Annotated in this window: 17 protein-coding genes and 1 pseudogene; 5 read left to right on the top strand and 13 right to left on the bottom strand. The window is 64.2% G+C overall.

The features are described 5' to 3' along the window. Positions 1–5: 5 nt before the first annotated feature. The 5 genes and pseudogenes from AC8GDA_RS00435 to AC8GDA_RS00415 all read right to left on the bottom strand — a co-directional run bounded on the left by AC8GDA_RS00435 (position 6) and on the right by AC8GDA_RS00415 (position 3907). Positions 6–137, bottom strand: coding sequence for a cytochrome oxidase small assembly protein (locus tag AC8GDA_RS00435; protein WP_506556365.1), 132 nt, complete (start codon positions 135–137; stop codon positions 6–8). Next, positions 134–1723 carry a cytochrome c oxidase subunit I gene (ctaD, locus tag AC8GDA_RS00430; protein WP_506556364.1) on the bottom strand — a complete coding sequence of 530 codons (1590 nt, stop codon included), beginning with the start codon at positions 1721–1723 and terminating at the stop codon, positions 134–136. Before ctaD ends, AC8GDA_RS00435 begins: the two co-directional genes overlap by 4 nt. Positions 1724–1768: 45 nt before the next feature. Beyond that, positions 1769–2578, bottom strand: a pseudogene (coxB, locus tag AC8GDA_RS00425) (cytochrome c oxidase subunit II); the annotation flags it as partial. A gap of 30 nt (positions 2579–2608) precedes the next feature. Continuing rightward, complete coding sequence (locus AC8GDA_RS00420; RefSeq protein WP_506556363.1) at positions 2609–3091, bottom strand: DUF2244 domain-containing protein; 483 nt, start codon at positions 3089–3091, stop codon at positions 2609–2611. A gap of 114 nt (positions 3092–3205) precedes the next feature. Continuing rightward, complete coding sequence (locus tag AC8GDA_RS00415; RefSeq protein WP_506556362.1) at positions 3206–3907, bottom strand: hypothetical protein; 702 nt, start codon at positions 3905–3907, stop codon at positions 3206–3208. Positions 3908–3928: 21 nt separating this feature from the next. Here AC8GDA_RS00415 and AC8GDA_RS00410 point away from each other — a divergent pair, with 21 nt between their 5' ends. After that, the gene (locus AC8GDA_RS00410; protein ID WP_506556361.1) at positions 3929–4594 is read left to right on the top strand and encodes a ComF family protein; all 666 of its coding nucleotides are present in this window, start codon (positions 3929–3931) and stop codon (positions 4592–4594) included. Next, positions 4560–5039: a tRNA (cytidine(34)-2'-O)-methyltransferase gene (locus tag AC8GDA_RS00405; RefSeq protein WP_506556360.1), complete on the top strand. Its 480-nt coding sequence runs from the start codon at positions 4560–4562 to the stop codon at positions 5037–5039. Before AC8GDA_RS00410 ends, AC8GDA_RS00405 begins: the two co-directional genes overlap by 35 nt. Before the next feature lie 22 nt (positions 5040–5061). On the opposite strand, the gene AC8GDA_RS00400 is transcribed toward AC8GDA_RS00405, so the two are convergent. The 4 genes from AC8GDA_RS00400 to AC8GDA_RS00385 are packed head-to-tail and all read right to left on the bottom strand — an operon-like array spanning position 5062 to position 7334. Further along, a complete protein-coding gene (locus tag AC8GDA_RS00400) occupies positions 5062–6108 on the bottom strand; it encodes an NAD(P)H-dependent glycerol-3-phosphate dehydrogenase (RefSeq protein ID WP_506556359.1) in 1047 nt (348 codons plus the stop codon). A gap of 12 nt (positions 6109–6120) precedes the next feature. Beyond that, positions 6121–6624 (bottom strand): protein-export chaperone SecB, encoded by a 504-nt coding sequence (gene secB, locus AC8GDA_RS00395; protein ID WP_506556358.1) that lies wholly within the window; start codon positions 6622–6624, stop codon positions 6121–6123. Between the two features lie 9 nt (positions 6625–6633). Beyond that, a complete protein-coding gene (gene grxC / locus AC8GDA_RS00390; protein ID WP_506556357.1) occupies positions 6634–6897 on the bottom strand; it encodes a glutaredoxin 3 in 264 nt (87 codons plus the stop codon). Beyond that, positions 6894–7334 (bottom strand): rhodanese-like domain-containing protein, encoded by a 441-nt coding sequence (locus tag AC8GDA_RS00385; RefSeq protein ID WP_506556356.1) that lies wholly within the window; start codon positions 7332–7334, stop codon positions 6894–6896. The genes grxC and AC8GDA_RS00385 overlap by 4 nt, the downstream gene beginning before the upstream one ends. 83 nt (positions 7335–7417) lie before the next feature. Between AC8GDA_RS00385 and gpmA the strand changes: the two genes are divergently transcribed. From gpmA to AC8GDA_RS00370, 3 genes are read left to right on the top strand one after another with little or no spacing between them, the layout of a single operon-like run. Continuing rightward, positions 7418–8188: a 2,3-diphosphoglycerate-dependent phosphoglycerate mutase gene (gene gpmA, locus AC8GDA_RS00380; protein ID WP_506556355.1), complete on the top strand. Its 771-nt coding sequence runs from the start codon at positions 7418–7420 to the stop codon at positions 8186–8188. Beyond that, positions 8185–9600 (top strand): S41 family peptidase, encoded by a 1416-nt coding sequence (locus tag AC8GDA_RS00375; RefSeq protein WP_506556354.1) that lies wholly within the window; start codon positions 8185–8187, stop codon positions 9598–9600. The genes gpmA and AC8GDA_RS00375 overlap by 4 nt, the downstream gene beginning before the upstream one ends. A 12-nt stretch (positions 9601–9612) precedes the next feature. Then, a complete protein-coding gene (locus tag AC8GDA_RS00370) occupies positions 9613–10389 on the top strand; it encodes a HesA/MoeB/ThiF family protein (protein WP_506556353.1) in 777 nt (258 codons plus the stop codon). Positions 10390–10415: 26 nt separating this feature from the next. On the opposite strand, the gene slmA is transcribed toward AC8GDA_RS00370, so the two are convergent. Genes slmA through dksA form a run of 4 tightly spaced genes read right to left on the bottom strand, consistent with a single transcriptional unit; the run spans position 10416 to position 13078 of the window. Continuing rightward, positions 10416–11015 carry a nucleoid occlusion factor SlmA gene (gene slmA, locus AC8GDA_RS00365; protein ID WP_506556352.1) on the bottom strand — a complete coding sequence of 200 codons (600 nt, stop codon included), beginning with the start codon at positions 11013–11015 and terminating at the stop codon, positions 10416–10418. Next, positions 11008–11775 carry a pyrimidine 5'-nucleotidase gene (locus AC8GDA_RS00360; RefSeq protein ID WP_506556351.1) on the bottom strand — a complete coding sequence of 256 codons (768 nt, stop codon included), beginning with the start codon at positions 11773–11775 and terminating at the stop codon, positions 11008–11010. The genes slmA and AC8GDA_RS00360 overlap by 8 nt, the downstream gene beginning before the upstream one ends. Position 11776: 1 nt before the next feature. Further along, entirely contained in the window at positions 11777–12658 is an 882-nt protein-coding gene (gene argB, locus AC8GDA_RS00355; protein ID WP_506556350.1) for an acetylglutamate kinase, read from the bottom strand. A gap of 12 nt (positions 12659–12670) precedes the next feature. Continuing rightward, positions 12671–13078, bottom strand: a complete 408-nt coding sequence (gene dksA / locus AC8GDA_RS00350) for an RNA polymerase-binding protein DksA (protein ID WP_506556349.1) — start codon at positions 13076–13078, stop codon at positions 12671–12673. Positions 13079–13099 lie beyond the last annotated feature (21 nt).

Below are 13099 nucleotides of genomic sequence, written 5' to 3'. Positions count from 1 at the left end.
CGCGCTCAGTGTGTCGGAAAGAAGATGAACTTCAGAACGATCCCCACAAAAAAAGCGCCGGCCACTGACAAGAGAATCAGGGCCAGGCGCAGGTTTGCGGGCTGACGGTTCGAGGGCATGTCTGACGCGTCGATCACTTCACCACAGGGGGTGTTTCAAAGGTGTGGAACGGCGCGGGCGAGGGCACGCTCCACTCAAGCCCATGCGGCGCGCCCCAGGGGTTGTCGGCCGCCTTGGGACCACCCTTGATGCACTTGATCACGACATAGAGCAGCAGGAGTTGCGCCAGGCCAAAGCCCAGGGCACCCACCGAGGCCAGCGCATTGAAGTCTGCGAACTGCATGGGGTAGTCGGCATAACGACGCGGCATGCCGGCCAGGCCCAGGAAGTGCATGGGGAAGAAGGTGATGTTGAAAAAGATCATCGAGAGCCAGAAATGGGCCTTGCCGAGGGTCTCGTCGTACATGTGGCCTGTCCACTTGGGCAGCCAGTAGTAAACACCAGCAAAAAGGCCAAACAGAGAGCCGGCCACGAGCACGTAATGGAAGTGGGCCACCACGTAGTAGGTGTCATGCAGCTGGATGTCGAGCGGGGCCACCGAGAGGATGATGCCGGTCAGGCCGCCGATCGTGAACACGATGATGAAGCCAATGGCAAAGAGCATTGGGGTCTCGAAGGTCATCGAGCCGCGCCACATGGTGGCCAGCCAATTGAAGATCTTCACGCCCGTGGGCACGGCAATCAGCATGGTGGCGTACATGAAGAAGAGCTGCCCTGTGAGCGGCATGCCCGTGGTGAACATGTGGTGGGCCCAGACCACGAAAGACAGGATGGCGATCGAGGCCGTGGCGTAGACCATGGAGCTGTAGCCAAAGAGGGTCTTGCGCGAGAAGGTGGGAATGATCTCCGAGATGATGCCGAAGGCCGGGAGAATCATGATGTAGACCTCAGGATGCCCGAAGAACCAGAAGATGTGCTGGTACATGACGGGGTCACCGCCGGCTGCAGCATTGAAGAAATTCGTGCCGAAGTGACGATCCGTGAGGGTCATGGTGATGGCGCCCGCGAGCACCGGCATCACGGCAATCAGCAGGTAGGCGGTGATCAGCCAGGTCCAGACGAACATGGGCATCTTCATGAGGGTCATGCCCGGCGCCCGCATGTTCAAAATGGTGGTGATGATGTTGATCGAACCCATGATGGACGAGGCGCCCAGCAGGTGCAGCGCAAGAATGGCCATGTCCATGCCCGCGCCCATCTGGGTGGACAACGGCGCATAGAGGGTCCATCCGGCGGCCGTGGCCCCGCCCGGCACGAAGAAGGAGGCCACCAGAAGAATGGCCGCGGGAATCATCAGCCAGAAGCTGAAGTTGTTCATCCGGGCGAAGGCCATATCCGCGGCGCCAATCTGTAGTGGGATCATCCAGTTCGCAAAGCCCACGAAGGCCGGCATGATCGCGCCGAAGACCATGATCAGACCGTGCATGGTGGTGAGCTGGTTGAACAGTTCGGGCTGGATCATCTGCAGCCCGGGCTGAAAGAGTTCTGCGCGGATGCCGAGGGCAAGAATGCCACCGATCATCAGCATCGAGAAGCTGAACCAGAGGTAGAGGGTGCCGATGTCTTTGTGGTTCGTGGCAAAGAGCCAGCGGCTCAGCCCATGCGGATGGTCGTGGGCGTGGTGGTCGGCCGCGTGGCCGTGTGGATCCAGAACTGCACTCATCGCTTGCTCTCCTTACTCAACTTTTGCCAGGGCTGCACCGGAGACCGCTGCAGATTTCGACTTCTGTTCATTGACCCATGCCGTGTACTCCTCGGCCGTGACCACTCTCACCACAATCGGCATGAAGGCGTGGTCTTTGCCACACAACTCTGCACAGTGACCATTGTAGGTTCCGACCTTTTCAGCCTTGAACCAGGTGTCTCTCACAAAACCAGGAATGGCATCTTGCTTCACGCCGAAGGCGGGCACCATCCAGGCGTGGATGACATCGTTGGCCGTGGTGACCACACGAATCTTCTTGCCCACGGGCACGACCAAGGGGTTGTCCACCTCGGAGAGGTAATTGAGGGTTTTGGCCTGCTGATTGATGCGCTGCTCGTACGGTGTGGTGAGGGTGGAGTAGAAGGCGATGCCCTGGCCCTCGCCCTTGAGGTAGTCGTAGCCCCACTTCCACTGGTAGCCCGTGGCCTTCACGGTGATGTCGGCGTTGGTGGTGTCTTTCTGGGCCATGACGATGGGGGTGGCATAGATGCCGATGACCAAAACGATCAGGAAAGGCACCACCGTCCAAGCGATTTCCAGCGAGGTGCTCTCGTGAAAATCTACGGGCTGATGGCCCTTGGACTTGCGATGCGCATAGATGGAATAAAACATCACACCAAAGACGGCCACGCAGATGAGGACACAGACCACGAGCAGGAAATTGTGGAGGGTGTAAAGGTTTTCGGCCATGTCGGAGGCCGGGGTGCGCAGGTTGTAGCGCGTGGTCATGTCGTTGGCCAAGGCCACGGCCGAGAGAGATGCTGCCAACAAGCCTGCCGACAGTCGGCCGGCCAATAGTGAGATCCGATTCATGCTTGGTCTTCTTCCCATCAATAAAGTGATTCAGGTGGGCACTGCAACCAGCACCCGCTTTAAATCTTCAACAAACTGCCTGCGGCCCGCCTGATCGACAAATCGCCCCAGCGGCACCACCTGCTTGCCCGATCGGAGGCTGACCAGACTGGTGCGATCACCAGGCCACTCCACCCGCAACCAGTCCCGCGGCACCGTCGACATCAGCCGCTGGCGCCCCTGCACGACCTCCACCGACACGTCGGAGGCCGACAACACCACCCGCTCGTGGTCGCATGCATGCCGGGCGTACACCAGAAAGGCCACGCCCAAGGCCAAGCACTCGGCCACCGCGAACGGCACCACCACCCAAGCACCGCGACTGGCCCAGTAGACCGCGAACGCCAAGGACAGCCCCGCCAGAGACCCGAAGATCCCAACCAACTGTTTCGGGGTGAGGCTGCAGTTGCGCCGAAGCATCCAGACCGTTTGGCCGTCGTGGTCCTGCCGCACGACATTGGTGTTTGCGCTCATGCATCCCCATCTGGACGTCTTCAACGACCTGATTCCCCCGGGTGGCTGATTATATGCCGTTTGGCAGATGTGGCGAAGCATCCCTGCTGTCAGGAAGGATTGACGGCCAAGGCCTCAACCCGAGGAAAACCTGTTGCGGGGCATAAACTGCACGGGGGCCGGTGTCTCTGGGGACGGCCGACGGCGCGCGGGAACCCGCCAGGCATGGGCATAGACGAGTTCCACTTCCAGCAGAATCCGGCCATCGGGCACTTTTTGCGACTGCAGCAATGGTGCCCAGGCATGGCGGGACACATGGGCCCAGGCTTGTCGAGGGGGTCTCCAGGGAAAGGTTCGAAGGTCCGCCCGGGCGCGTCGCCAATCCCGATACGACAGGGTGAGTCGCTCAGACTCTAGAACGGGATCGGCCAGGCCCACCTGGACGAGCAAATCCCCAAGGTCGTGCATGTCCGGCCACCAGGCCGAGACGGCCTCGGGCGCCCAACCGATGTCGCGACGCAGGCCCGGCAGGGTGCTCGGGCCCAGGCCAGCGACCATGAGCAGCCCCCCCTCCTGCAATTGGCTTGCCGCCGACTGCAGGAGTGCCTTGTGGTCTGCTTCACCGAGCAGCAGGCCGACCAGGTCGATGCGACCCAACGGCCCCTCAAACGCAGGCAGCGGTTCGCCCAGGGTGCGGCTCGCGCGGCCGGGCGGCACTCGCATGATCGACGCCCGTTCGTCCAGGCCTGCGTGCCACGCCGCCAAGACTGGGTGGACGCCCATCACAGGGGCCTTTGGCCCGGTTCGCTCCGCCGATCGGCTGGTGTCTGCTGCCATGGCGGCTGAGTATAGTGGCCGATGCCTCTCGCAGACTGGCTTCTTTCCATTTTTTCCCCAGGCCAAGCCGCATCAGCACTGCGCCCCGGCCCCGGCGCTGGCTGGCGAACGGTCCGCCTGCCGTGTGGCGCCCCGCTCATGCTCTGGGCAGCAGGCCGCTACGATGAACAGCTCGCCGAGGCCATTCGCCGGGCCAAGTACGGGCCGCGTTGGTCAGCGGCCTGCGAACTCACCCGGTTGCTGCCGCAGACGCAGCGCTCTGGCCTCTGGGGGCTCAAGCCCATTCTGGTGCCCATGCCGCCCGACCCGGGCCGACTCCCCTCCCGAGGCTTTCACCTGCCCGCAGAAATGGCCAAGCAGTTGGGGCGGCTCAGCGGTTGCCCGGTGGGCCTGCGAATACTCGACAAGCCCGCGAGCTCACCGATGCAGGCGGGGCGGGCCCGAGCCGCGCGGCTCGAGGCCTTGCGCGGCCAGTTCCAGGTTCGAGCGCCCGTCGCCCGCCAGGCCGTGCTGCTGGTCGATGATGTGCTCACCACCGGCGCCACGCTCTCAACGGCATGCAGCACGCTGGAAAACGCGGGGGCCCGGGTGGTTGGCGCGATCGTGCTGGCCGTGGTCGAGCCCGCGCGCATTCAGTCGATAAGATCGCGGCATGTCCGACGCCCCATTCCACGTCGTCCTGGTTGAGCCACAGATTCCACCCAACACGGGCAATGTCATCCGACTCTGCGCCAACACCGGCGCATCACTGCACTTGGTGGGGCCGATGGGCTTCCCCCTGGACGACGCCAAAATGCGCCGCGCAGGTCTCGACTACCATGAGCGCTGCCTGGCCCAGACCCATGTCAACTGGGACACCTTTCTGGCCGCACAGAAGCCACCCCCTGGGCGGTGCCTTGCACTCACCACCAAGGGGCAGCGGTCTGTGTTCGATCATGACTTCGAGTCGGGAGACTGGCTCATTTTCGGCTCCGAGACGGCCGGCCTCTCCGAGGCCCAACGGGCATGGTTTGAGCCGACCCAGTGGCTTCGACTGCCCATGCGGCCAGGAAACCGAAGCTTGAATTTGTCGAATGCCGTGGCCGTGGTGGTCTACGAGGCCCTTCGGCAGACGGGTCAGTTGAGCGACTGAACGTCCCACACCGGCCGAACGATCACTCGTCCACGGCCTCTCTCGAGAGCAGGTCGAGCAGGGCCTCTTGCGCAGTCCAGCGGCCCTCGAGCACCGCACAAACGGCCTCCACGATCGGGAGTTCCACCCCCAGGCCCTTGCCAAGGGCCTGAATCACCGGCGCGGTTCGGACGCCCTCGGCCACGTGGCCCAACCCCTGAAGGGTCTCATCGAGCGTCTTGCCCATGGCCAGGGCCATGCCAACCCTGCGATTGCGGGAGAGATCCCCCGTGCAGGTCAGGACCAGATCACCCAAGGTGGCCAGCCCCATGAAGGTGCTGGTCTGGGCCCCCATGGCCTCACCGAGTCGGGCCGCCTCCGCAAGACCCCGGGTGATGAGTGCCGCCCGTGCATTGGCACCCAGCGCCATTTGGTCGGCCGCGCCGGCCGCAATCGCCAGCACGTTCTTGATGGCCCCGCCCAACTGCACGCCCACCAGGTCATCGGTGGCATAGACCCGCATGCCGGCGCCGTGCAGGCCTCGAGCCGCCGCCCGCGCCCAGGCCAGGGAGGTGCTGGCCAAGGTCAGCGCCACGGGCAGGCCTTGGGCCACCTCCTGGGCAAAACTGGGCCCACTCAGGGCGCCCATGGGCCAGCCTGGCAGTGAGGCCGACACCAGGTCTGATGGCCAGGTGAAGGCACCATGATCGCCCTGGGCCACACCCTTGGAGAGCCACAACAGTCCGGCCCCGGCCGGCGGGCTTTTCACATGGGCAGCCACCTGTTTGGAGAGGTCGGAGAGTCCCGCCACCGGCGTGGCCAGAATGAGGAGCGCACCGGGCTGGGATGCGGCAGCCTGCACCCAGGCGGCCAGGGCATCGCGCAGCACCGAAGCCACCGCCAGTTCGGGCGGAAAGGCCTGGCCCGGCAGATACCGCCTGTTCTCGCGGTGGGCGGCGAGGTCGCTGGACTGGGCGGGGTCTCGAGCCCAGAGGCTCACCGGTGCCTGGCCAGGGCGCCGGGCGAGATGAATCGCCAAGGCCGTGCCCCAGGCGCCTGCGCCCAGCACGAGCACCGGGCCGTTCAACATGACCGTGGCCGCCTACTGCGGGAGGATGAGGCCACTCTCGGAGGCGCCCGCGGGCGCCTGCTGGGCCGCCAGCTTGGCGAGCTTCTGTTGGAAGAAGCCCTCCCAGTTGATCTCTGAGAGGTGAACCGGCGGAAAGCTCGACCGTTGGATCAGGTCGGCAATGTTCGAGCGCAAGTAGGGATAAACGATGTTGGGGCAGGAGATGCCTTTGAGCAGGGTTCGCTGCTCGGGCGACACGCCCTGAATTTCAAAGATGGCGGCCTGCGTGGCCTCAACCAGGAAGCCCACGCCATCGCCCACGCGGCAGGTGATCGTGCAACGCACCCCGACCTCGACCATGTCGCCGCCAAGTTCCTGCTCGGTCGTGTCGATCTCGAACTCGAGCCGGGGCTCGGACGTGTCGAGGAAAATCTGCGGCGCCTGCGGAATCTCGAGGGAGCAGTCTCGCAGGTAAACGCGCTGAAGGTTGAAGACAACGGCTTGCTCAGCCGCGGGGGCTGCTTGGGCATCAGACATGGGGCGCTTTCAGTTGGAAGAGGCCAGCAGCCCCGTGAGTTCACCAGCCCGGTCGAGGGCTGAGAGGTCATCGAAGCCACCCACGTGGGTGTCTCCAATGAAAATTTGGGGCACGGTGCGGCGCCCCGTTTTGGCCATCATGTGATCGCGCTGTGCGGGGTCGAGGTCGACACGGATCTTCTCAATCTGCGCCACACCGCGGGCCTTGAGCAGCATCTCGGCCCGCTGGCAGAAGGGGCACACGGCGGTGGTGTACATCACCACCGGCCTCATGCTGCAGCCCCCTTCGAGGAGACAGGCAGGCCCGCCTGCTGCCAGGCATCGAAGCCGCCCTCCAGGCTGTAGACCTCTTCAATGCCAGCCTTGCGAAGGCTTCGCCCCGCCGAGAGGCTACGGCGGCCACTGGCGCAGACCAAGATGACCGGCCGCGGCGCCGATGCCCCCGATGCGACATCCTTCTTCAGGGCATCGATCTGGCCCGAGAGGGTGGAATTGGGAATGGAACGGGCCTGCGGAATGAGGCCGCGCGTGCGCTCGGTGGTCTCGCGCAGGTCGATCAGCAGGGCGTCTCGCCCATTGAGGAGTTGTGTGGCCGCCAGGGTATTGATCTCTTTGGCCACGGTGTTGCGGACCACCATGGGCCAGACCAGCAGGCCACCGCTCACGAAGGCCGCCAAAACCAGAAAAATGTTGTCGGTAAAAAACTGCAAGAGTGCTTCTCCCCACGGGTGGCGTGAACCCCGGATTATAGAATGCGGTCAACCTGTCCAACTTGTAGAAAGCGTCTTGAACCATGCCTGCGCCCCCTCCTGTCGTGCTGCTTCGGCACGGACAAAGCCAATGGAACCTTGAGAACCGATTTACCGGATGGGTCGACATCGACCTCACCGATGCGGGCCGCGAGGAGGCCCGGCGGGCCGGGTTGCTGCTCAAAGACCGCGGCTTTGGCTTCGACCGGGCCTTCACCTCGGTGCTCAAACGGGCCATTCGAACCTGCTGGATCACCCTCGACACGCTCGACACCATCTGGGTGCCCATTGAGCAGGACTGGCGCCTCAATGAACGCCACTACGGTGCGCTTGCAGGCCTGAACAAGGCCGAGACCGCGAGCCTCCATGGCGAGGACCAGGTGCACATCTGGCGTCGCTCCTTCAGCATTCGGCCAGCGCCGGCCGATCGCGCAAGCCCCAGTTGGGAGGGCCACGACCCCCGCTATCGTCACCTCTCGCCCGATGAGATTCCCACCACAGAGTGCCTTGCAGACACCGTCGCCCGGGTACGGCCCTTCTGGGAGGAGCGTGTGGTGCCGGCCCTGCGGTCAGGTCAGCGCATTCTGATCGCAGCCCATGGCAACTCGCTTCGCGCCCTGATCAAGCTGCTTGAAAACCTCTCGGATGACGAGGTCATCGACCTCAACATTCCCACGGCCCAGCCCATGGTGTTGGAATTCAATGCTGGGCTGGCGCTCGTTTCTCGTCGATACTTGGCGGATCCCTCAGAGATTGAGGCCGCCATGTCGGCGGTTGCCCACCAAGGACGCTCATTGAAAGCTGCTCGAACATGACCACTGCAACCCTCTCCAAACTCAAGATCACCGGATGGATTGGCACCGGGCTCATCAGCGGCGTGCTGCTGAGTGTGGGCCTGTCGGCCTTGGCCCAACGCGAGTCTCGCCTGAGCCTGCCCGTCGACGAGCTGCGCCAGTTTGCAGAGGTGTATGGGGCCATCAAGTCCAACTATGTCGAGTCGGTGGAAGACAAGAAGCTCATCACCGAGGCCATCAGCGGCATGCTCACCGGTCTGGACCCTCACTCCACCTATCTCGATGCCGATGCCTTTCGCGAGCTGCAGGTCGGCACCCAGGGCGAGTTTGGAGGCCTGGGCATTGAGGTGGGGGTGGAAGATGGCTTTGTGAAGGTCGTCTCACCCATCGAGGACACCCCGGCCGACCGGGCTGGCGTGAAGGCCGGCGACCTCATCATCAAGATCAACGACAAGGCCACCAAGGGCATGAGCCTGCAGGATGCGGTCAAGCTCATGCGGGGCAAGCCCAAGACCAGCATCGAGCTCACCATCTCGCGCAAAGGCGTCAACCAGCCGGTGGTCATCACCATTGTTCGCGATGTCATCCGAGTCCAGAGTGTGAAGTCAAACTGGGTTGCGCCAGGCTATGCCTTTCTGCGCATCACCCAATTCCAGGAGCACACCGTCGAGACGATGGTGTCCCACCTCAACAAGCTCCTGGCCCAGGCCCAGTCCAATCCCGGGCAGCCCATCAAGGGCATCGTGCTCGACCTGCGCAACGACCCAGGCGGCCTGCTGCATGCAGCCGTGGGCGTCTCAGCTGCCTTCCTGCCGGGCGACATGGTCGTGGTGACCACCGATGGCCGACAGCCGGATGCCAAGCGCAGCTTCCGGACACGGGCCGAGGATTATCAGCGCGGCGGCAAAGACCCACTGGCCGATCTGCATCCACTGGCCAAGTCCCTTCCCATGACCGTGCTGGTCAATGCAGGATCGGCATCCGCCTCCGAGATCGTGGCAGGCGCCCTCCAAGACCACGGCCGCGCCAAGGTGATCGGCACCCAGACCTTCGGAAAGGGCTCGGTCCAGACCATCCTGCCGCTCACGAGCAACACCGCCATCAAGCTCACCACGGCCCGTTACTACACACCCAAGGGCCGGTCCATCCAGGCCAAGGGCATCCGGCCCGACTACTGGGTGGAAGAGACGGCCGAGGGCGACATCTCCGACCGCTTCCGTCTGCGTGAGGCCGACCTGAACCGTCACCTCAACAATGGCCAAGGCCCCGAACAGGGCTCGAGCGGGCAGACCCGCACACAGGGCAAGGAGCCCGCAGCCGACCGCAAGCCGGTTGCATTTGGGTCGGCCGATGACCACCAGCTCAAACAGGCCGTCGCCCTGCTGCAAGGCCAGCCCGTGGCGACCAACCCGGCGCCGCCAGAGCCCCAGTAAGCGCGGGGCATCGTGGCCCAGTTCGGCCCGCTCGACGAGGAGAGAACCTTCAGCCGCCAGCTCCTGCTGGCGGAGGTCGACGATGCAGCCCTGCAACGGCTCAGGCATGCCGAGGTCCTGGTGGTGGGTGCCGGTGGGCTTGGCTGCCCCGCGGCCCAGTACCTTGCCGCAGCCGGTGTGGGCCGCCTGCGTTGGGTCGATGGCGACACGGTCGATGCCTCCAACCTGCCGCGTCAAATTCTGTTTGGCCCACAGGATGTGGGCAGGCCCAAGGTGCTGGCGGGCCAGGCAAGCCTTGCGGACCGCACGCCTTTTTGCACCATCCTGGCCGAGGCCGAGCACGGCCATGCAGAGAACTTGCCGGGCTGGATTGCTCAGGCCGATGTCGTGCTCGACTGCACCGATCGCTTTGAAACCCGACAGCTCATCAACCGCCTCTGCGTGGCTGCACACAAGCCACTGGTGATTGCCTCGGTCATTCAGTGGTCGGGCCAGTTGCTGGTCGTGGATCCGCGGGCGCCACAGGCGGGCTGCTATGCATGCCTCTTTGAGCCCGGCCTACAAGGCGCCGATGCAGCCTGCGGCGCATTCGGGGTGTTCTCCACCGCCGCCGGAATGGTGGGCCTCATGCAGGCACACGAGGCCCTGCAGTTGCTCATGGGGCTTCCCGTCCAGGCCGGTGAACTGCGCCTCATCGATGCCAAGCGGCTCGAGATCTCTCGGGTGACGGTGCCACGGCATCTAGGCTGCAGCGTCTGCGCGACACCCCACCAACAGCCCAGCCCTTAGTCCCCTAGCCCCTTGGCGGCCAAGGCCTAGAAAATCCTGGGAAGAATCTCGGCCGCGTGCTCTGCCGGCTGCTGCTTAAAGCCTGTCTTGGCGAATCGAAGCCACCGGCCCATCACAAAGCCCATGGCCAGGCTGGCCTGACTGGTCGGGTCGGCCGAACCGCCTTCAACGGCCTCGAGCTTCAAGGTCTGACGCAAGGAGGCCTCGATGCGGTCCATGATCTGGTTGACCCGCTGCTGCAGGCGGGCGTGCTCAAAGACAATGGCCTCACCGATGAGCACCCGTGTCATGCCGGGGTTCTTCTCTGCGAAGGCCAGCAGCATGTTCACGATGGCCCGAGCCTTTTGAATGGGGGTCTCGGAGGAGGCATCGATCTGGTTGATGAGGCCGAAGATGGTCTGCTCGATGAACTCCAGCAGGCCTTCGTACATCTGGGCCTTGCTCGCAAAGTGTCGGTAGAGGGCCGCCTCTGAGACTTGCAGCCGCGCCGCCAGGGCTGCGGTCGTGACCCGCTCGGCCTCTCCCTCTTCCAGCATGGCCGCGATGGCCTGCAGGATCTGCAGGCGGCGCTCGCCGGGCTTGGGCCGCTTGCGAGGGGTCTCAGCTGAATCTTCGGCTTCAGTCATGGGCTCTCCTGCGGACGCTGTCTCCAAGACGCGCCAACGCTGAAAGGCAGTTTACTTGATGATGCGCAAAAACTGGGCGCTGCGCACTCGGGGGGCGGCCCAGCGACCAGCCCTTGGCCCGTTGGGCGGCCGAGGCCCAGACCCGGGCCGTCCGAAGGCCAGCCCGATGCGCGCCACGCAGGTTGTCGGCGCTGTCATCCACGAGAATGACCTGCCCGGCGGGCCGCCCTGTGAGCCGCACGAGCCGCTGCCAGAGCCATGGCGACGGCTTGGGCCGCAGCCGGCCGATGGCCCGCATGTCCTCCACACAAATGATTCGCTCGAACTGACGGTCCAGGCCCAGGAAGCGAAGCACCCGCCAGGCATACTGGCGCGGCGCATTGGTGAGCAGCCAGTGTCGGCCCCGCAGGCGACGCAGGCGCAGCGACTGGCCCCGAACGGGCAGCAGGTGGTCGAGCAGGTCGTGGTCTGGGTGGGTCTGATGAAGGAAATCGGTGGCATCGATGCCGTCATGGGCCACCAGCCCCAAGAGCGTGGCGCCATAGCGGCGCCAATACCGCTGCCGGCGCTCACTGGCCTGCTCTCGGGACAGGCCCAGCCGAGACATGATGTAGTCGGTCATGCGTCGATTGATCTCGGCCATGAGCCGGTGGCTGGCATCGTGCAGGGTGTTGTCGAGGTCGAGAAGCCAGACCGGGCCGTGGCCCGCATCACGGCTGCGGCCAGGCCGAATGCGGCCCAGCCCGTGGCGCAAGGGCATGTCAGTGGGACCGAATCATCGTGCCCACACCCTCATTGGTGAGGATTTCCAGCAGCAGGCTGTTGGGCACACGGCCATCGATGATGTGAACCGACTGCACCCCACTGCGGGCTGCATCCAAGGCCGAACTGATCTTCGGCAGCATGCCACCCGAGAGCGTCCCGTCCTCAAAGAGGTGGTCGATTTCGCGGGCGGTGAGGCCCGTGATCAGATTCCCGGACTTGTCGAGCACGCCAGGGGTGTTGGTCATGAGAATGAGTTTCTCGGCCTTGAGGATTTCGGCGAGCTTGCCCGCCACGAGGTCTGCATTGATGTTGTAGGTTTCGCCGTGGGCACCGGACCCAATCGGCGCAATCACTGGGATGAAGCCGCTCTCGAGCAGCGAAGCGATTACCTGGGGGTCCACCGCCTCGATCTCGCCGACCTGCCCAATGTCGGGCCCCGGTGTCTGATCGGCAGCCTGCAGCACCAGCTTGCGTGCACGGATCAGGCCGCCATCCTGGCCGGTGAGGCCCACGGCCTTGCCCCCGGCATGGTTGATGAGCTCCACGATCTCTTTGTTCACCTTGCCTGCAAGCACCATCTCCACGATGTCCATGGTCTCGGCATCGGTGACCCGCATGCCCTGCACGAATTCACCCTTCTTGCCCACGCGGCCGAGCAGGTCTTCGATCTGCGGGCCGCCGCCATGGACCACGACCAGGTTGATGCCCACGAGCTTGAGCAGCACCACATCGCGGGCAAAGCCTTGCTTGAGGGCTTCGTCCGTCATGGCATTGCCGCCGTACTTCACCACCACCGTCTTGCCATGGAAGCGCCGAATGTAGGGCAGGGCCTCCACCAGCGTGGCGACCTTCTGACTGGAGGTCAATCCATCGGACATGAGACGCCGGGGCTAGTCGCCGAACTGCTTTTGCCGCAGCTCCCGCCGCTGCTGGGCCTCGATCGAGAGCGTGGCCGTGGGGCGTGCGAGCAGCCGCTGCAGGCCGATGGGCTCGCCCGTCTCCTCGCAGTAGCCGTACTCGCCCGAATCGATGCTGGCCAGGGCCTGCTGCACTTTCTTGATAAGCTTGCGTTCCCGGTCGCGGGTTCGCAGCTCCAAGGCATGCTCCTCCTCGATGGTGGCGCGATCTGCTGGGTCCGGCACGAGCACCGTCTCACGCAGGTGCTCGGTGGTCTCGCCTGCATTCGAGCGCAGCTCAGCCTCGAGGGCCACGAGCCGGCGGCGAAAGAAGTCGAGCTGGGCCGAGCTCATGTAGGCGCTCTCTGGCTGGGCCAGGAGCTGTTCTTCTGTTTCGATCATCTTGGATGCTACTTGCTTCAT

The organism is Hahnella aquatica (SeqCode), assembly GCF_965194505.1.
Taxonomy (GTDB): domain Bacteria; phylum Pseudomonadota; class Gammaproteobacteria; order Burkholderiales; family Burkholderiaceae_A; genus Hahnella; species Hahnella aquatica.
Note: the sequence above shows the minus strand (reverse complement) of the source record. Positions and strands in the feature narration are given on the sequence as shown.